The organism is Streptomyces sp. CRN 30 (assembly GCF_034105845.1).
Genome location: NZ_JAVRHI010000375.1, coordinates 1 through 16,918, shown reverse-complemented (window position 1 = coordinate 16,918; position 16,918 = coordinate 1). Strand labels below are relative to the sequence as shown.

Sequence of the window (16,918 nt, the reverse complement as noted above, 5' to 3'; positions counted from 1 at the left end):
AGTCACGGCGCCGTGGTCACCCGGCGGACTCCCACTTCTGCTGGACGCGGTTCATGCCGGTCAGCCAGCGGTCCGGGACCGTGGCCCGTGCCTGGTAGTACTCCGCGACCTCGGGGTGCGGCAGGATGAGGAAGCGGTCCTCCTCGATGCCCCGGAACAAGGCGTCCGCGACGTCCACGGGTTCGATGGCGGTCGGCGCGAGCACCAGGTCGCCCGCGCTGCCGGACGCGGTCAGCATGTCGGTGCGCACCCCTTGGGGGCAGATCGCGTGCACCTTCAGGCCGCGGTGGCGGTAGGTCAGTGACAGCCACTCGGCGAAGGCGTACGCGCCGTGCTTGGTGACGCTGTACGGCGCGGCGCCGATCATGGTGAGCAGTCCGGCGGCGGAGACGGTGGAGACGAAACGGCCGCTGCCGCGCTCCAGCCAGTCCGGGAGCAGTGCCCGCGCCGCGCGGACGTGCGCCATCACGTTGACGTCCCAGGCCAGCGCCCAGGCGTCGTCGGCGGTCGCCTCCGTGCCGCCGGCGCCGAGGCCCGCGTTGGCGCAGTACACGTCGACGGTGCCGCCGAGGGCGTCCCGCGCCTCGGTGACGATCGCGGAGGCGTCGCCGGGGACCGCGACGCCGCCGATCTCGTCGGCGACGGCCCTCGCCCGGTCCGCGTCCAGGTCGTTGACGGCGACGGTCGCGCCCTCGGCCGCGAAGCGGCGGGCCAGCGCGGCGCCTATGCCGCTCCCCGCCCCGGTGACGACCACTCGCGCGTCCTGCACGGCTTCCACCCTCGGTCTCCTTCTGCACGGTGCGGTCCGGTACGGCTCGACCCGGTCCGGCTCGGCTCGCCTCGGCTCCGTACGGACAGACTAACCAGTCGGTATGTGCGGGGGAAGGGACCCGGACGGGAGGCGTCGCGCACGCCTCGTTCCCCGGTGCCCGCCCGCGCGCTACCGTGCATGGCCATGACAGTCACCAGACGGGGACTCCTCGCCGCCGGCACGGCCGCCACCGCGCTGACCGCCGCTCCCGCCGCGGCGGCCCCCGGTGCGGACGGCGGGCGGCGGCTGCGGACCGGCTTCGAACGGCTGGCGGCCGACGGCTACGCGCCGCTCGACGGGCAGCGGGTCGGCGTGGTCACCAACCCCACCGGCATCACGCGCGACGCCCGCCACATCGTCGACGTCATGCACGCGGACGACCGCGTGGACCTCGTCGCCGTCTTCGGCCCGGAGCACGGGTTCCGGGGCACCGCGCAGGCGGGCGGGTCGGAGGGCCGTCACGACGACCCGGCCACCGGGCTGCCCGTCCACGACACGTACCTCAAGAGCGGGCAGCCGCTCGCCGACGTCTTCACCGCGTCCGGCGTGGACACCGTCGTCTTCGACATCCAGGACGTGGGCGCCCGCTTCTACACGTACATCTGGACGCTGTACGACTGCATGGCGGCGGCCCGGCTCGCGGGCAAGCGGTTCGTGGTGCTCGACCGGCCGAACCCGGTGACCGGGCGTTCGGCCCAGGGGCCCGTGCTGCACCGGGAGTTCGCGACGTTCGTCGGGCGGGAGCCGATCGCCCAGGCGCACGGGATGACGGTGGCGGAGCTGGCCCGGCTGTTCAACGGGGAGTTCCTGAGCGCGCCGGTGCCGTTGGAGACGGTGACGATGACCGGGTGGCGGCGCTCGGACCTCTACGACGCCTCGGGGCTGCCCTGGGTGCCGCCCAGCCCGAACATGCCGACGCCCGACACCGCCCTCGTCTACTCCGGCACCTGTCTCTTCGAGGGCACGAACCTGTCCGAGGGCCGCGGCACCACCCGCCCGTTCGAACTGCTCGGCGCGGAGGGGATCGACCGGCGGTGGGCCGAGGAGGCGAACCGGCTCGGGCTGCCGGGCGTGCGCTTCCGGGAGGCGTACTTCGCGCCCACGTCCTCGAAGTTCCAGGGGAGGACGGTCGGCGGGATACAGCTCCACGTGCACGACCGGGCCGCCTTCGACCCCGTGCGCACCGGGATCGGCCTCCTGGTCACCGCGCGGCGGGTGTGGAGCGGCTTCGCCTGGCGCCCCGACCACTGGATCGACCGGCTGACCGGCTCCCCCTGGGTGCGCACGGCGATCGACGCGGGCGCGGGCACCGACGAGGTCGTGGCCGGCTGGCGGGACGAGCTGGCGGCGTTCCGGCGGGTGCGCGGGCGGTACCTCCTGTACCGCTAGGACCGCCAGGGCTCTTCCGGGGCCGCGTGCGTACGCGACGTCTGGCCAACCGCCGTCACCGGCGGGACGATGCGGAACGCACGACGTACCGGGCCGAAGGGGGCTCGACATGGCGGATGCGGGCATGGGCGCCCCTCCCTGCTGGGAGCTGGCGTTCGACGCGGACGGAGACGTGGACGACCGTCAGCGGGACCGGCTGCTCACCCGGATCGTCCGGGCGGGCGTGCGCGACCTGGTCGTCTTCGCGCACGGCTGGAACAACGACCGCGTGCAGGCCCTCCGGCTCTGCAACCGGTTCTTCGAACCGTTCCCCGCCCTCGCACCGCGGGCGCCCCTGGGATACGTGGGGGTGCTGTGGCCCTCGATGCGGTTCGCGGACGAGGCCGCCCCCGACTTCGGTCCGGCGCGGGCGGCGCCGCCCGCGCGCCCCTCGCTCGACAAGGGCAGCCGGCACGCGCTCCTGGAGGCGTTCCCGGGGCGGGCCACGGTCGTCGAGCAGCTCGCCCGGCTGCTCGACCAGCGGCCGGACGACGCGGGGGCGCTGGACGAGTTCGGCCGGCTCGTACGGCTCCTGGTGGAGGTGCGGCCGCAGGGCCCGCAGGCCGCGTTCGCGGCGGACATCGACGCCGGGGGCGTGCCGCAGGGGGACCCCGAGATGCTGTTCGGGGACACCCTGTCGGTCTGCGGCGAGTTCGCCGGGGCGCTCGCCGAGGCCGAGTCCGCGGCGGGCGTCCGTGCCGCCGGGCCGCCGCGGCTGTGGGACGGGGCGCACGAACTGCTGCGCCAGGCCTCGTACTTCACGATGAAACGGCGGGCGGGGACCGTCGGCGAGCGCGGGCTCGGGCGGGCCGTGGGACAGCTCGCGCAGGCGGCACCGAACGTGCGGGTGCACCTGGTGGGGCACAGCTTCGGGGCGCGGCTGGTGTCGTTCGCGCTGCGCGGGCTGCCCCGGGGGGTGCACACCGTGAAGGGGGTGACGCTGCTCCAGGGGGCCTTCTCGCACTACGCGTTCGCCGCGCGGGTGCCGCACGACAGCCGGGCCGGCGGGGTGCTGCACGGCCAGCAGAACCGTATCGACGGTCCCCTGGTGTGCTGTCACTCCCGCCACGACTCGGCGCTCGGCACGTTCTACCCGCTGGCCTCCCGCATGGCGGGCGACTTCCGCTCCCTCACGGGTCTGGGCACGGGCGGCCTGCTGGGCGCCAAGTGGGGTGCGCTCGGGTACGACGGGGTGCGGGCGGTGCCCGACACCGTCGCCCTCGGGCTGGCGGACGCGATCGGGCTGCGCCTGCCCACGTCCGGCTGCGTGAACGTGGACGCGGCGGCGGTGGTGCGGCGCGGCGGCCCGCCGGCCGGCGCGCACAGCGACATCTGCCACCGGGAGCTGGCGCGGGTGGTGCTGGCGGCGGGCCGCGTCGGCTGACCCGCCGCCGGCACCCGCCGCCGGTCACCCACTGCTGGTCAGCGGTGTGACGTGAACTCCACGACCTGCTGGTACGTCGGCCGGTTCTGCCAGCCGATCCTCCCGTGGGTGATGCCGCCCAGCGGCCGGTGGACGATCGAGTCGGCGCACCACTGGTCCCCGGCGGAGCAGCCGTCGTCGCCCGGGTACACCTGGGCCGCCGTCCGGCCGGCCGCCTGCTTCAGGGAGCCGGTCAGGACGTCCCGGCAGCCGGCGAGGGTGCCGCCGCCGCAGTACGTCCGGGCCAGGGGACCCCGCACCTGCTCACCCAGGACCGCCCGCACGTCCTTGTCGACATAGCTCCACCAGCCGTACTGGAAGGCGCTGCCGGCGTGCGCGCCGGTCGGGCCGTGCGCGGCCGACGGGGTCTCGTCGACCGGGAGGTTCGCGGTGATCGCCGCGTGGAGGCCGCTGCCGAGGCCCGGTTCGAACTGGGCCTTCACCAGCAGCGGCCACCAGGCGTCCAGGACGCGGATCGCGTCGGCGTGGGCGTACCGCTTCGACCCCGCCGACGTCTCCGCGCGCAGCGCGCCCGCCGCCACCCAGTCCTTCAGCTTCGTCACCGCCCCGGCGACCGCGGGATCGGTGACCGGCGCGCTGTCCAGTACCTGCAACAGCTTCGGCAGCACCTGCTCGGCCCGCAGGTCGGCGAGTCCGGCCTCGGCCATCGCCTTCACCAGCGAGGCCCTGGTCACCCCGCCCCCGTCCACCAGTTCCCGCACCCGGTCGTCGAGCAGGTCGCCGCGGTGGACGGAGCCGTTGCCCCAGGGCGCCGCGGTGTACCCGGCGGCCTGTTTGTTGTTCCAGGAGACGTAGTAGTCCTGGTCGATGGAGTTCGGGTGCTCGGCGGGCGGGGTGTACGCGGCGGTGTTGGTCTCCGGGTCCCAGCCGCGCCATTCGTACGCCGGGCGCGCCCACGCGGGGAACTCGGCGTCGACCCCCGTGGCGCGTACGGGGTTGTCGCCGCTGTTGTAGTAGGCGGTGTGCTCGGAGTCGGCGTAGAACCAGTTGAAGGTGTAGTTGATGTGCTGCGTGGCCTGCTGGAAGGTCTGCGGGCCGGTCACGTACCCGGGGTCGTTGAGCATCTGGAAGCCGATCACCGAGTCGACCTCGCGGAGGTAGGAGGAGCGCAGGGCGGTGTAGGCGACCTGTCTGCCGCCGACGGTCGCGCGGTGGGTCACCGGGCCGTACTTGGTGCGCCACACCTGCATGCGGTAGGAGCCCGCCGCGGTGGAGTCGGCGACGGTCGGCTTCCAGCTGTTGGTCTGCTCGATCCTCTCCATCGGGGTGCAGGTGCCGCGGTACAGGTAGTGGTGGTCGTCCTGGCAGAGTTCGACCGCGTACGCGTCGATGACGTCCTGGCCGGAGGTGGTGGCGCTCCAGGCGTAGTCCTGGCCGCGGCCCAGTTCGACGTACATGCTCAGGCCCGCGAAGGAGGCGCCGCGGGCGCTGATGCCCGGCCCCTGGAGCTCCTGCAGCAGGAGCAGCTGGGGCGCGAAGTAGCCGGTCTGCGGGCCGAAGACGGCGATCGGGTGACCGCTCGCGGTGTGCTCGCCGCTCACCACGAGGGCGTTGGACATGCCGCGCCGGGCCGAGGTGAGGGCGCTCGCCGCCGCCGCGTCCGAGGCGCCGGTGGCCGTGGTGCCGGTGGCGCTGCCGGTGCGGTCGTGGACGAGCGGCTCACTTGTCACCGAGCCGGGGTCGGGCAGGGCCGCGCCCTGCGGGTTGTCGGGGCGGGTCGCGTACGGGAAGCTGCCGTCGTGGACGGTGAGGACGGCCTCGGGGTCGTTGCGCATCCGGAAGGACTCCCACACCCGGGTGCCCTCCGCCACGCCGTACTTCTGCTGGGCGGCCAGCAGCGAGAGCGCGTTGTTCACCTCGCCGCCGCCCCCGGAGCCGAACAGCGCGCCGATGACGGAGGCGAGCGCCACCAGGTCGGTCAGCTCGAAGTGTTCGATGGTGCCGGCGTTGGTGATCGAGTCCTTGTGGCCGGTCAGGACGTACTCGCCGGGGAAGTTCCGGGCGCGGTCGGCGGCGTCGATGTAGGCGTTGATGCCGTCGAGGTAGGCGTTCGCGTCGGCGAGGGCCTGCTCGCCGCGGGCGCCGTTGGTCTCGAAGACGCGGTCGATCTGCGCCTGGAGGTCGGCCTCGGTGTAGGGCGCGTTGCGCCAGAACTGCTGCTCCAGGCCCTGGTTGGCGGGGTCGCCGCCGGCGAACGGGGTCAGCTTGCCGCGGCCCACGTGCCGGAAGACGTCCATCAGCCACAGCCGGTCCTGGGCGGCCGCCCAGCCCGCTCCGAACTCGGTGCCGTAGCGGGTGGTGCCGGTGATGTGCGGTACGCCGTTGCGCTTGTCGCGGACGATCGTGACGTCCGTGCGGCCGGCCGGCCTCAGGGTGGAGGCGACCTGGCCGGCGGGGACGCCGAAGGAGGCGTCGTCGAAGAACTCGCCGATCTTCGCGTCGGTCAGCGCGGGGTAGCCGGTGGCGAGGTTCGCGTACGGGCCGAGCCGGTCGCCCGCGTGCCCGGGCCGGGTGCCGAAGACCTGGTGGAGGAGGATCTCGGCGAGGGTGGCGTTGCCGTTCTGGCCGGGCGGCAGGATCTCGGAGCACCGGCCGCCGCAGTGGTCCTCGACCGCCGCCTCGGCGGCGGTGACGGAGTTCCCGGCTCCCTCGGCGGACTCTCCGGCGGCCGTGGCCGCTGCGGCGCCGGAGGAGCGCGGGGCGGCCGCCGCGGCCGGGGACAGCGGGACCAGAAGTCCCGCGACGAGGACGCATACGGAGGCCGCCTTGAGGAACTCCTGGAATCGGCGGGGAGTTCTCAGTCTGTCGAGGGCGGTGCATGGGGTGCGCCAGTGCATGACAGCTCCTCCCGACGGGGGTGGGCCGGACGTTACCGCCGGTATCCCCGAGTTTGGAGATGAACATGCGTCAAGTTTCCGGGAGGTGCGGCCGGCCCGCCGGAGCCGGACGTTCCCGGTGGCACGGGGAGGACCGGCCGAGAACCGCTCGACGTATGCCTTATGGATGTCATCCGAAATCGGATGGAGCCGAATCGCGCGTCGATACGTCTATTCGGCGACGTCCGTACGACGACGCCGAAGTGACCGAAGTACAGGTGCAAATACAGGTGCAGGTGTGACGGAGGTGCAGGGCGATGGCCGGATTCCGGAGTCTGGCGAGACAGGTGCGCGATCCGAGGAGCGATCTGGCACTGCGGCGCTATTCACTGCGCAAGTGCCTTGAGAGGTTCGCCCCCTATGGGCATCGGGCGACCTGGGACCACTTGTGCTCCCGGGCCGGGTTCGGTCCCGAGGACCGTTCCCCCGATCCGGCGCGGCTCGTGGCCGCACTGGAGGAGCTGGAGGAGGCCCGCTCCGTCTGGCTCGCGTACGAGGAGCAGTTCGCGCAGCGCCGCAAGAAGGAGAAGCACGACGGACTGCGCAGGCCGGGCAGCGTGGACGACTGGCACCGGCTGACCTGGGGCGGATTCGGGGTCGCGTGGTGCGACGATCCGCGGGTCCACCCCGGTGGACCACTGGCCGACGTACTGCGCCGGCTGATCTCCGCGCTGGAGCGCGAGCCGGGCGTGGTCTGCCCGGTGTGCGAGGGCAAGCACCTCGTCTGGAAGTACGACCTGGCCCACGAACCCTCGTCGGGCCCGGTCTGCGCGGAGTGCGGCATCGTGGTGCCGCGCCCCGTGCTGACACCCGAGGCCCTGGCGGACGCCAGGCGCGGAAGGATGCTCGTGCCGGCCTGAGCCGAAGGAGCACTGCGGTGTCGGGAGACCATGGGGGGTCCCTGCTCAGCAGGCGACAAGCCGAGCGCCCTGGCGGCCCGAGGGCCGGGAGCGCCGAGCACGGTCGCGCTCTCGACACCGGCGGTGACGCCAGGGGGTGAACCACCGTACCGTGCGGCGGGGGTGCGCCGGGGATGCCGCACCCCCGTGCCTGGACGCGCGGCGTGTCACGCCGGAGCACGGGCAGGGGCATGGGCATGGGCATGATGCAGGTGTGCCTCAACGGGGACCGGGGCGCGGGCGACGACGCGGCGGTGCCCCTGTCGCCCGGGGACATGGCCGACTCGGCGGCACGGGCGGTCGCGGCCGGGGCGTCGGAGGTGCACGTGCACCCCAGGACCCCCTGCGGCGCGGAGACCCTGGCGGCAGAACTCGGGGGAGGCACGAGGCGGGCGCGGAAGGGGTCGCTGCGGCCTCGACACCCGCATCGGCCCGGAGGACACGCTGTTCCTGCCGGACGGTCGGCGGGGTCCCATGCGCGGCTGGTGGCGGAGGGCCTGGTCCGGTACGGACGGTGCCGGCGCCGCACGTCGTAGCGGTCCCGAGTCGAAGGCGGGAACCGAGGAACCCGGTACCGCAGGACCGTAGCAGGGCGGATTCCGGTCGCTCCAGCGCCTTTCCGTCACGACAGTTGGGGGCGATGAGGCACGACCGAGCCGCCGAGGAGCCCCGATGTCGACGCTGCGCGTCACCGCCGAGACCCTGACCGTCCACGAGCACCCGAACGCCGACGCGCTGGAGCTGGCCCAGGTGGGCCTGTACCGCGCCGTGGTGGCGAAGGGCGCGTACCGCACCGGCGAGACGGCCGTCTACATACCGGAGCAGTCGGTGCTGCCGCCCGCGCTCATCGAGGAGCTGGGCCTGACGGGCCGCCTCGCGGGCGGCACCGCGGACCGGGTCAGGGCGATCCGGCTGCGGGGCGAGCTGTCGCAGGGCATCGTGTGCCGTCCGAAGGCCCTCGCGGACGTCGACCTGGTGCGGGCGGCGGCGGACGGCACCGACTTCGCCGAGGTGCTCGGCATCACCAAGTGGGTACCGCCGGTCCCGCCCACCATGAGCGGGGAGGCCGAGCTCGCGCCCGACCTGCTGCCCTGGGCCGACATCGAGAACATCCAGCGCTACCCGGACCTCTTCGCCGCCGGCGAGCCGGTCGTCCTGACCGAGAAGCTGCACGGCTCGGCCTGCCTGCTGACCTACGTCGCCGACGAGGACCGGGTGCACGTCTCCTCGAAGGGCTTCGGCGGCAGATCGCTGGCGCTGAAGGAGGATCCGCGGAACCTGTACTGGCGCGCCGTGCGCGCCCACGGCGCGGCCGAGGTGGCGGCCGAGCTCGCCGGGCGGCTCGGCGCGCGCCGGGTCGGGATCTTCGCCGAGGTGTACGGCGCCGGGGTGCAGGACCTGACCTACGGGGCCGACGGCCGCCGGGACACGCCGGGTTACGCCGTCTTCGACGTGTCCGCCGAGATCGACGGCCGGGTGCGCTGGCTGGACCCGGCCGGGCTGCTGACGGGCCGCCTGCCGCTCGTTCCACGGCTGTACGAGGGCCCGTACGACGTCGACCGCATCTTCGAACACGCCACGGGCCGGGAGACGGTGTCGGGCCGCGGACTGCACCTGCGGGAGGGCGTGGTGATCCGGCCGGCCACCGAGCGCCACAGCCCGGTGACCGGCGGCCGGGCCATCGCGAAGGCGGTCAGCCCGGCGTACCTGACGCGGAAGGGCGGCACGGAGTACGAGTGAGGCCCCCGGGAACCGCTCAGCAGCCGTTCCCGCAGTCCACCTCCCGGTCCGTCCCGACGGCCGGCACCTGTGGCCTCCGGCGGGCCGGGGCGCGTTCCACCAGCAGGCGGGAGCCGCTGCGGCGTTCGCCGAAGGCGTCGTCGGGGTTGGAGAGCACGCAGCCCTCCAGGGAGAGGCAGCCGCAGCCGATGCAGTCGGTGAGGTGGTCGCGCAGCCGGTTGAGCTGCCTGATCCGCTCGTCCAGCTCGGACCGCCAGGTCTCGGACAGCCGGGCCCAGTCCTCCCGGGTCGGGGTGCGTTCCTCGGGGAGCTCGGCGAGGGCCTCGCGGATCGTGGCGAGGGGGATGCCGACGCGCTGCGCGGCCCGTACGAAGGCCACGCGGCGCAGCGCGTCACGGGTGTAGCGGCGCTGGTTGCCGCTGGTGCGGCGGCTGCTGATCAGTCCCTTGGACTCGTAGAAGTGCAGGGCGGAGACGGCGGCGCCGCTGCGGGCGGACAGCTGGCCGACGGTCAACTCGTGGACTTTCTCGGGGATCTGGGGCATCCGGCAGAGCCTACCGACCGCCTGTCCGTTGACAGGGGGGTCGCCGTCCCACCATGCTAAGCAGTTGCTTAGGCACGAGAATCGCTGAGACGCTGCGGGAGGACGGGACATGGCAGAGCCGAGGATCTTCACCTCCGCCGACGAACTGAAGGCAGGGGTGGGCGAGCAGCTGGGGCACAGCGACTGGCTGGAGATCGGCCAGGAGCGCGTCGACCTCTTCGCCGACGCCACCGGTGACCACCAGTGGATCCACGTGGACCCGGAGAAGGCCGCCACGGGCCCGTTCGGCGGAACCATCGCGCACGGTTACCTGACCCTGTCGCTGCTGCCCCTGCTGGTGCCGCAGGTGTTCCGGGTGGAGGGCGTGCGGCTGGGCGTCAACTACGGCAGCAACAAGGTCCGCTTCCCCGCCCCGGTGCCGGTGGGCTCCCGGCTGCGCGCCACCGCCGTCCTCACGGAGGTCACGACGGTGAAGGACGGCGGGGTGCAGGTCACGGCCGCGGTGACCGTCGAGCGCGAGGGCGGCGAGAAGCCGGTGTGCGCCGCGGAGGCGGTGACGCGCTACTACTTCTGAGCGCCTTTGGCCCCGACCATCCGCAACACGAGGTCGGCGTAGAGCGCGCCGACCTCGTCGGGGGTGCGGGGGCCGTTCACGTTGAACCAGCGGGCCACGTCGATGCAGAGCGACAGCACGGCCAGCGTGGTGCCCTTCACGTCGGGCACGTCGAACTCGCCGGCCGCGACGCCGTCCTCGATGATCTCGCGCACGGTCGAGTCGTTGCGCCGCCGCAGCGCCACGATCTCGGCGCGCGCGTCCGGCCCGAGGGCGTCCAGCTCGTACTGCACGACCCGCGCGACCGTGTGCTGCCCGGCGTGCCAGCGGACGAAGGACCGTACCGCCTCGGCGAGCCGCTCGGTCGCGGTCCCCCCGCTCCCGGCGGCCGTCCGCAGCACCTCGAGCGCCTTCTCGTGCCCGATGCGGCTGATGCGGTGCAGCAGCTCTTCCTTGGTCCGGTAGTGGATGTAGAGCGCGGCCGGGCTCATGCCCGCGCGGCCCGCGATGTCGCGGGTCGTGGTCGCGTGGTATCCGCGCTCGGCGAACGCCTCCACCGCGGCGACGAGCAGCCTCCGGGCCGCGTCCGGGGTGACCGCGCCCCACGGCTGGGGCTCGCCGCCGGCCGTCTCCTCCGCCGTACTCATCGCTCGTTCGCCCCTTCCCGTGGCAGGAGGAACACCATACCCCCCGAGGTGAGCAACCGCTTAGCGCGTTCCCGCCGCCTCAGATCCTCTCCGCGAAGGGGTCGTGCTCGGCGAGGAGCTTCTCCAGCCGGGCCTGGTCGACGCGGCTGACGATGCGGCCCGCCTCCTGCCGGTCGCGGATCACCTTGGCGAGGGTGAAGGACGAGGTCACGAGGTACAGCACGGCGATGGCCAGGAAGGCCCGCACCCAGGCGTCGGCCTCCAGCCGGAAGATGCCGACGGCGGTGGCCACCATGGCGATGGCGAACGAGGCGACGGCCTGCCCGTAGAAGGCGGCCGTGGACTGCTCTTTGACCGGTGTCTCACTCATGCGGGAAAGAATCGGCCGACACGGCCGGAAGGGCATCCGCACAGGTACTCACGCGGCTACTCAGAACGCCGGCACCCCGGTCAGCGCCCGCCCGATGACGAGCTTCTGGATCTGGCTGGTGCCCTCGTACAGGGTCATCACCCGGGCGTCCCGCAGCAGTTTCCCCACCGGGTACTCGTCGATGTAGCCGTATCCGCCGAAGACCTGGAGTGCGTTGTTCGCGGCGCGCACGGCGGCCTCGGAGGCGAACAGCTTGGCCTTGCTCGACTCGGTGGCGAAGGGCTGCCCCCGGTCGACGAGGTCGGCGACGCGCCAGGTCAGCAGCCGTGCCGCGTCGACGTCCACGGCGATGTCGCTGAGCAGCTCCTGGACGAGCTGGTGGTGGGCGATGGTTCTCCCGAACTGCTCGCGCTCGGTCGCGTACGCCACGGCGGCGTCCAGCGCGGCCTGCGCGATGCCGACGCATCCCGCCGCCACCGACATGCGCCCCTTGGCCAGCGCGGACATGGCGACGGCGAACCCCTTGCCCTCGGGCCCCAGCAGGGCGCTCGCGGGTACCCGCACCCCCTCCAGGACCAGTTCGGCGGTGGCCTGCCCGCGCAGCCCGAGCTTGCCGTGCACCGTCCGGCGGGTCAGCCCGGGGGTGTCCGCGGGCACCAGGAAGGCGGAGACGCCCCGGTGCCCGGGGGCGTCGGTGGACCGCGCGAAGAGCAGCACGACGTCGGCCCAGGTGCCGTTGGTGATGAACATCTTGGCGCCGTCGATCACGTACGAGTCCCCGTCCCGCACGGCCCGGGTGGTCAGGGACCCCGCGTCGGATCCCGTACCGGGTTCGGTGAGGGCGAAGCACCCCAGGTACTCCCCCGACGTGAGTCCGGGCAGCCAGCGCCGCTTCTGCTCCTCGTCGCCCCAGGCGGCGACGGTCTTGGCGACCAGGCCCAGCGAGACGGAGACGATGCCGCGCACGGCGGAGTCACCGCGCCCGAGCTCCTCGGTCACCAGGCAGTACGTGAGGTGGTCGCCGCCCGAGCCGCCGTACGCCTCGTCGATCGTGAGCCCGAGGAAGCCGACCTCGCCGAGCTTCTCCACCAGGGAGCGGTCGACGGCCTCCGCCCGGTCCCACTCGACGACGTGCGGGGCGATCTCGCCCTCGACGAAGTCCCGGGCCAGCCGCCGGACGGCGAGCTGCTCCTCGCTGAGCTCAAGGTTCACCGCATGTCACCCCGTCACCCATCGCCGGACCGTCATCGGGCACAGCCCCGAAACTACCACTGCTAGTTTTACGTCGCAGCCCTACTATGTGCGCCATGGCCCGACCGCGCAAGCCCCTGCTGAGCACCGACCGGATCGTCTCCGTGGCGGGGCGGCTGGTGGACGCGGAGGGCCTGGCGGCACTCTCCACCCGCCGTCTCGCCGCCGAACTGGGCGTCAGCGGCCCGTCCCTCTACAACCACTTCCGCACCAAGGACGAGATCCTGGAGGCGGTGGCGGACTCGGTGAGCGCGCGGGTCGACCTGTCGATGTTCGAGGACGGCCGGGACTGGCGGACGGCGCTGCACGACTGGGCCCTCTCCTACCGGGCGGCCCTGCGCGACCACCCGAACATCGTGCCCGTCCTCGCCCGCGGTCCCGGCCGCCGCCCGGCCGGCCTGCGCGTCGCCGACGCCGTCTTCGGCGCCCTGGTCAAGGCGGGCTGGCCCCCGGACCGGGCCACCTCCATCGGCGCCCTGATGCGCTACTTCGTCATGGGCTCCGCCCTCGGCTCCTTCGCGGGCGGCTTCGTCGACGACGAGGCGGCGTACGACCCCGCCGACTACCCCCACCTCGGCCAGGCCCACCTCCTCGCCGACCGGCAGGAGAAGATCGACGAACGGGCCTTCGAGACCGGACTGACGGCGCTGCTGGACGGGCTGGCGCAGCAGTACGCACAGGTGCGGCCGACCGCGTAGCGGGTGCGGCCGACCGCGTGGGACGGTTCGGCGGGCGCCGGAGCGTCCGTGGGCGCGCGCGACCTACTGGAAGACCACCAGCGCCCGTCCTCCCCTGCCCGCGCGCATGCGCGCGAAGGCCGCCGGGACGCCCTCCAGCGCGATCCGCTCCGTGACGAGGGTGCCCAGGTCGAGCCGGCCCTCCCGGACGTGGGTGGCGAGGACGGGGAGGTCCCGCGCCGGGTCGCAGTTGCCGTAGACGCAGCCCGCGAGCGTGCGGCCCCAGTGGAAGATCTCCAGGGCGTTGAAGGTGACCTGCTGGTCCTTGCCGCCGATGCCGACGACCGTGGTGCGGCCGCCGCGCCGGGTGGACTCCCAGGCCGTGCGGATGGTGACCGCGCGGCCCACGCACTCGACGGCGACGTCGACGCCCTGCCGGCCGGTGAGGGCGCGGATGTCGCGGGCCGTGGCGTCGGACGCGACGACGTAGTCGGTGGCGCCCGCGGCGCGGGCCAGTTCCTCCTTCTCCGGGGAGACGTCCACCGCTATCAGGCGGGACGCGCCCGCCACGCGCGCCGACTGGAGCGCGGCCAGGCCGACCCCGCCGGCGCCGAACACCGCGACCGTCTCGCCGGGCCGGACCTTCGCCGCGTGGTGCACGGCGCCGTACCCGGTGAGGACGGCGCAGCCGAGCAGGGCCGCGTCGGTGAGCGGGACGCCCTCCGGCGCGGGGAGCACGCAGCCGGCCACGACGACCGTCTCCTCCGCGAAGGCGGCGACGTTCAGGCCGGGGTGGAGGCCGAGGCCGTCGGAGGCACGGCGCGCGTGGATGTCCGAGGCTCCGGCGAGGGCGTTGGCGCACAGCCACACCTCGCCGAGCCCGCAGGCGTGGCACGCGCCGCACGCGGGCGCCCAGTTGAGCACGACCGCGTCGCCCGGCGCGACATGGGTGACACCGGGCCCGACGGCGACGACGGTGCCGGCGCCCTCGTGGCCGAGCACGGCGGGTACCGGCAGCCGCATGGTCCCGTCGGACAGCGACAGGTCGGAGTGGCAGACCCCGGCGGCGGCCAGCCGGACGCGGACCCGGCCGGGACCGGGCGCGGGCAGTTCGATGCCGGTGATCTCCAGCTCAGCGCCGACGGCGGGCAGGACGGCGGCGCGGACCACGGTTCCCGTGGTGTCCATGGCGTACGGCTCCTCGGAACTCGACAGGTCTCGGCTCAGAACTGCAGGGACTTGGTCTGGAGGTACTCGGAGAGCCCGTACGCGCCCAGTTCGCGTCCGACGCCCGACTGCTTGTACCCGCCGAAGGGCGCCAGGGGGTTGAAGCGCCCTCCGTTGATGTCCACCTGCCCGGTGTCCAGCCGGCGTGCGAAGGCCACCGCCTCCGCCTCCTCCCCCGCCCACACGGCGCCCGCGAGCCCGTACACCGTGCCGTTGGCGATCGCCACGGCGTCGTCCTTGTCCTCGTAGCGGAGGATCGAGAGCACCGGGCCGAAGATCTCCTCCTGAGCGACGCTCATCTCCGGTGTCACGTCCGCGAGGACGGTCGGGCTGACGTGGTAGCCCTGCTCGTACGGGGCCTCCGGGCCGCCCGCGACCAGCCGCGCCCCCTCCTCGACCCCCTTCTCGATGTACCCGCGCACCCGGTCCCGCTGCCGGGCGTTGACGAGGGGGCCGATGCGGTCGCCGTACTTCGCGGCGGCAGCGGCGGCGAGTCCGACCGCCTCCTCGTACCGCGAGGTGTGCACCAGCATGCGGGTCCAGGCGCTGCAGGTCTGGCCGGAGTTGGACATGACGTTGGCGACGCCGACGTTGACCGCCCGGTCGAGGTCCGCGCTGGGCAGGATCACGTTGGCGGACTTGCCGCCGAGCTCCAGGGCCACCCGCTTGACGGCCGCGCCGGCCGTCGCGCCGATGCGTCGGCCGACCGCCGTGGAGCCGGTGAAGGAGACCAGATCCACGCCCTCGTGGGCGGCGAGGGCCTGGCCCGCGACCGGGCCGAGGCCGGTGACGAGGTTGAGGACACCGGCCGGGACGCCCGCCTCGTCGGCGGCCTCGGCGAAGAGCTGCGCGGTCAGCGGGGTGTCCTCGGCGGGCTTGAGGACGACCGTGCAGCCCGCGGCGAGCGCGGCGGCGGCCTTGGCGACGATCTGGTGCAGCGGGTAGTTCCAGGGCGTGATCGCGGCGACCACGCCGACCGGCTCGTGCAGGACGGTGGAGTTGCCGACCCGTTCCTCGAAGGCGTACGTCGCGGCCAGTTCGGCGTACGCGCCGGCCACCAGGAGGGGCAGCCCCACCTGCACCTTCCGTGAGAAGGCGAGCGGGCAGCCCAGTTCGGCCGTGACGGTCTCGGCGATCTCGTCCAGGCGGGCGGCGAGCACGTCGCGCAGGGCCCCGATGACGGCGCCCCGTCCGGCGGGCGGGGTGGCGGCCCAGGCGGGGAGGGCGGCGCGCGCGGCCCGTACGGCGGCGTCGACGTCCTCCACCGTGCCCGCCGGCACCCGGGCGATCACCTGCTCGTCGGCGGGGTTCACCACCTCGATCGTGTCCGCCTGGGCGGCGGGCCGCCAGGCGCCGTCGATGTACATGCCGTCGTGTGCCTTCATCCTGTCCCTCCCGGGGCGGGCAGCGTCGTCCGGGCCCCTAAACTAGCGGCGATAGTTTTCTGCCACCAGAGGGGCCGGCACGTCACCGCCCCCGACGGCGGCCGGGAGTGCCGGACGTCACCCGCGCGCTACCCCCTGACCGCCGTGAGGTGCGCGAAGACCACGATGTTGCTGTCGTAGCCGCTCCTGCGGTCGTAGTCGCCGCCACAGGTGATCACCCGCAGCTCCGGGCGGCCCCGGGGGCCGTACACCTCCTCGTTCGGGAAACCGTCCTTCTGGTACGTCCGGACCGTGTCCACCGTGTAGACGGCGGTGCGCCCGTCCGCGCGTCGCACCTCCACGACGTGGCCGGGCTCGACGGCACCGAGCGCCGCGAAGACGGCGGGCCCCCTGCGGGTGTCGCGGTGGCCGACGACGACCGCGGTGCCGGGGCCGCCGGGCGCCGGGCCCTGCTCGTACCAGCCGACCAGTTCGGGTCTGCCCTGGTCGGGGGCGGGCAGCCGGCGCCGCTCGTCGAGGCGGAGGCCGGTGACGGGCGCCTCGATCTCGAGGTGCGGGATGTCGACGCGGACCGCCCGGGAGGGCGGCAGCGGACGCGGCGCGACCGGCGCCGGAGAACGGGTGGCCGGAGCGGACGGCTGCCGGGAAGCCGGTGCGGACGGAGCGGGGGCCGGGCGGGTGGAGAGCGAGGGGGCGGGCGTGGACGGGACGGGGTCCGAGGGGGCGGGGACGGTCCGCGGGGACTCCGACGCGCGTGGTGCCCCCGCACCACGCGCGTCGGTGCGCACCCCGGCCACCTCGGCGGGCTCGGCGGCTTCGTCGTCGTGGGCCCACCAGAAGCCGCCCACCACCAGCGAGACGGCCATCACGGCCGTCCTCGCCAGGCGGTAGGCGCGCGTCCGCGGCCGGAACCGCTGGACGCCTCTACGCAGCGCCATCGGCGCGGCGGCGGCGCGTCCGGAGGTACATCGCGCCGCCGATCGCGGCGGAACCGACGGCCGCCGCGCCCGCGACCGTCGAGAAGTCCCGCGCGAGACCGCCGCCACCGGCGGGCGGGCCGCCGTGG

At 73.9% G+C, this 16,918-nt stretch carries 16 protein-coding genes; 7 read left to right on the top strand and 9 right to left on the bottom strand.

Features of this window, described 5'->3' with window-relative positions:
• Positions 1-16: 16 nt before the first annotated feature.
• The gene (locus UW392_RS39915) at positions 17-778 is read right to left on the bottom strand and encodes an SDR family oxidoreductase (protein WP_320780155.1); all 762 of its coding nucleotides are present in this window, start codon (positions 776-778) and stop codon (positions 17-19) included.
• A gap of 177 nt (positions 779-955) precedes the next feature.
• Here UW392_RS39915 and UW392_RS39910 point away from each other — a divergent pair, with 177 nt between their 5' ends.
• Both UW392_RS39910 and UW392_RS39905 read left to right on the top strand, forming a co-directional pair.
• Complete coding sequence (locus UW392_RS39910; RefSeq protein ID WP_320780154.1) at positions 956-2,200, top strand: DUF1343 domain-containing protein; 1,245 nt, start codon at positions 956-958, stop codon at positions 2,198-2,200.
• Between the two features lie 109 nt (positions 2,201-2,309).
• Positions 2,310-3,623 carry a serine-threonine protein kinase gene (locus tag UW392_RS39905; RefSeq protein ID WP_320780153.1) on the top strand — a complete coding sequence of 438 codons (1,314 nt, stop codon included), beginning with the start codon at positions 2,310-2,312 and terminating at the stop codon, positions 3,621-3,623.
• 38 nt (positions 3,624-3,661) lie between these two features.
• On the opposite strand, the gene UW392_RS39900 is transcribed toward UW392_RS39905, so the two are convergent.
• Positions 3,662-6,520 (bottom strand): penicillin acylase family protein, encoded by a 2,859-nt coding sequence (locus tag UW392_RS39900; RefSeq protein WP_320780152.1) that lies wholly within the window; start codon positions 6,518-6,520, stop codon positions 3,662-3,664.
• Between the two features lie 296 nt (positions 6,521-6,816).
• On the opposite strand from UW392_RS39900, the gene UW392_RS39895 reads away from it, so the two are divergent.
• From UW392_RS39895 to UW392_RS39885, 3 genes are all read left to right on the top strand, one after another.
• Positions 6,817-7,419, top strand: coding sequence for a hypothetical protein (locus UW392_RS39895; protein ID WP_320780151.1), 603 nt, complete (start codon positions 6,817-6,819; stop codon positions 7,417-7,419).
• A 173-nt stretch (positions 7,420-7,592) separates the two neighbouring features.
• A complete protein-coding gene (locus UW392_RS67130; protein WP_414497060.1) occupies positions 7,593-7,994 on the top strand; it encodes a 3-keto-5-aminohexanoate cleavage protein in 402 nt (133 codons plus the stop codon).
• A 136-nt stretch (positions 7,995-8,130) separates the two neighbouring features.
• Complete coding sequence (locus tag UW392_RS39885) at positions 8,131-9,198, top strand: RNA ligase (ATP) (RefSeq protein ID WP_320780150.1); 1,068 nt, start codon at positions 8,131-8,133, stop codon at positions 9,196-9,198.
• 16 nt (positions 9,199-9,214) lie between these two features.
• Here UW392_RS39885 and soxR read toward each other — a convergent pair whose 3' ends face one another.
• Entirely contained in the window at positions 9,215-9,742 is a 528-nt protein-coding gene (gene soxR, locus UW392_RS39880; RefSeq protein WP_320780149.1) for a redox-sensitive transcriptional activator SoxR, read from the bottom strand.
• 109 nt (positions 9,743-9,851) lie between these two features.
• Here soxR and UW392_RS39875 point away from each other — a divergent pair, with 109 nt between their 5' ends.
• A complete protein-coding gene (locus UW392_RS39875; protein ID WP_320780148.1) occupies positions 9,852-10,316 on the top strand; it encodes a MaoC family dehydratase in 465 nt (154 codons plus the stop codon).
• Here the strand turns inward: UW392_RS39875 and UW392_RS39870 are convergent.
• From UW392_RS39870 to UW392_RS39860, 3 genes are all read right to left on the bottom strand, one after another.
• Positions 10,307-10,942 carry a TetR/AcrR family transcriptional regulator gene (locus UW392_RS39870; protein ID WP_320780147.1) on the bottom strand — a complete coding sequence of 212 codons (636 nt, stop codon included), beginning with the start codon at positions 10,940-10,942 and terminating at the stop codon, positions 10,307-10,309. The two genes, UW392_RS39875 and UW392_RS39870, sit on opposite strands and share 10 nt — an antisense overlap.
• A 79-nt stretch (positions 10,943-11,021) precedes the next feature.
• Positions 11,022-11,312 carry a YiaA/YiaB family inner membrane protein gene (locus UW392_RS39865; protein WP_320780146.1) on the bottom strand — a complete coding sequence of 97 codons (291 nt, stop codon included), beginning with the start codon at positions 11,310-11,312 and terminating at the stop codon, positions 11,022-11,024.
• Between the two features lie 60 nt (positions 11,313-11,372).
• Positions 11,373-12,524: an acyl-CoA dehydrogenase family protein gene (locus UW392_RS39860; RefSeq protein ID WP_320780145.1), complete on the bottom strand. Its 1,152-nt coding sequence runs from the start codon at positions 12,522-12,524 to the stop codon at positions 11,373-11,375.
• Between the two features lie 95 nt (positions 12,525-12,619).
• Between UW392_RS39860 and UW392_RS39855 the strand changes: the two genes are divergently transcribed.
• Complete coding sequence (locus tag UW392_RS39855; RefSeq protein ID WP_320780144.1) at positions 12,620-13,261, top strand: TetR/AcrR family transcriptional regulator; 642 nt, start codon at positions 12,620-12,622, stop codon at positions 13,259-13,261.
• Positions 13,262-13,324: 63 nt separating this feature from the next.
• Here UW392_RS39855 and UW392_RS39850 read toward each other — a convergent pair whose 3' ends face one another.
• The 3 genes from UW392_RS39850 to UW392_RS39840 form a co-directional block, all read right to left on the bottom strand.
• The gene (locus UW392_RS39850; protein WP_320780143.1) at positions 13,325-14,428 is read right to left on the bottom strand and encodes a Zn-dependent alcohol dehydrogenase; all 1,104 of its coding nucleotides are present in this window, start codon (positions 14,426-14,428) and stop codon (positions 13,325-13,327) included.
• 35 nt (positions 14,429-14,463) lie between these two features.
• Entirely contained in the window at positions 14,464-15,852 is a 1,389-nt protein-coding gene (locus tag UW392_RS39845) for an aldehyde dehydrogenase family protein (protein ID WP_320780142.1), read from the bottom strand.
• A 128-nt stretch (positions 15,853-15,980) separates the two neighbouring features.
• On the bottom strand, positions 15,981-16,790 hold the full coding sequence (locus UW392_RS39840; protein ID WP_320780141.1) for a class F sortase: 810 nt from the start codon (positions 16,788-16,790) through the stop codon (positions 15,981-15,983).
• Positions 16,791-16,918: the final 128 nt, after the last annotated feature.

Bases quoted from the DNA above. Each gene is read 5' to 3' on its own strand.
- UW392_RS39910 (WP_320780154.1), top strand. From the start codon at position 956: ATGACAGTCACCAGACGGGGACTCCTCGCCGCCGGCACGGCCGCCACC.
- UW392_RS39905 (WP_320780153.1), top strand. From the start codon at position 2,310: ATGGCGGATGCGGGCATGGGCGCCCCTCCCTGCTGGGAGCTGGCGTTC.
- UW392_RS39900 (WP_320780152.1), bottom strand. From the start codon at position 6,520: ATGCACTGGCGCACCCCATGCACCGCCCTCGACAGACTGAGAACTCCC.
- UW392_RS39895 (WP_320780151.1), top strand. From the start codon at position 6,817: ATGGCCGGATTCCGGAGTCTGGCGAGACAGGTGCGCGATCCGAGGAGC.
- UW392_RS67130 (WP_414497060.1), top strand. From the start codon at position 7,593: ATGCCGCACCCCCGTGCCTGGACGCGCGGCGTGTCACGCCGGAGCACG.
- UW392_RS39885 (WP_320780150.1), top strand. From the start codon at position 8,131: ATGTCGACGCTGCGCGTCACCGCCGAGACCCTGACCGTCCACGAGCAC.
- soxR (WP_320780149.1), bottom strand. From the start codon at position 9,742: ATGCCCCAGATCCCCGAGAAAGTCCACGAGTTGACCGTCGGCCAGCTG.
- UW392_RS39875 (WP_320780148.1), top strand. From the start codon at position 9,852: ATGGCAGAGCCGAGGATCTTCACCTCCGCCGACGAACTGAAGGCAGGG.
- UW392_RS39870 (WP_320780147.1), bottom strand. From the start codon at position 10,942: ATGAGTACGGCGGAGGAGACGGCCGGCGGCGAGCCCCAGCCGTGGGGC.
- UW392_RS39865 (WP_320780146.1), bottom strand. From the start codon at position 11,312: ATGAGTGAGACACCGGTCAAAGAGCAGTCCACGGCCGCCTTCTACGGG.
- UW392_RS39855 (WP_320780144.1), top strand. From the start codon at position 12,620: ATGGCCCGACCGCGCAAGCCCCTGCTGAGCACCGACCGGATCGTCTCC.
- UW392_RS39850 (WP_320780143.1), bottom strand. From the start codon at position 14,428: ATGGACACCACGGGAACCGTGGTCCGCGCCGCCGTCCTGCCCGCCGTC.
- UW392_RS39845 (WP_320780142.1), bottom strand. From the start codon at position 15,852: ATGAAGGCACACGACGGCATGTACATCGACGGCGCCTGGCGGCCCGCC.
- UW392_RS39840 (WP_320780141.1), bottom strand. From the start codon at position 16,790: ATGGCGCTGCGTAGAGGCGTCCAGCGGTTCCGGCCGCGGACGCGCGCC.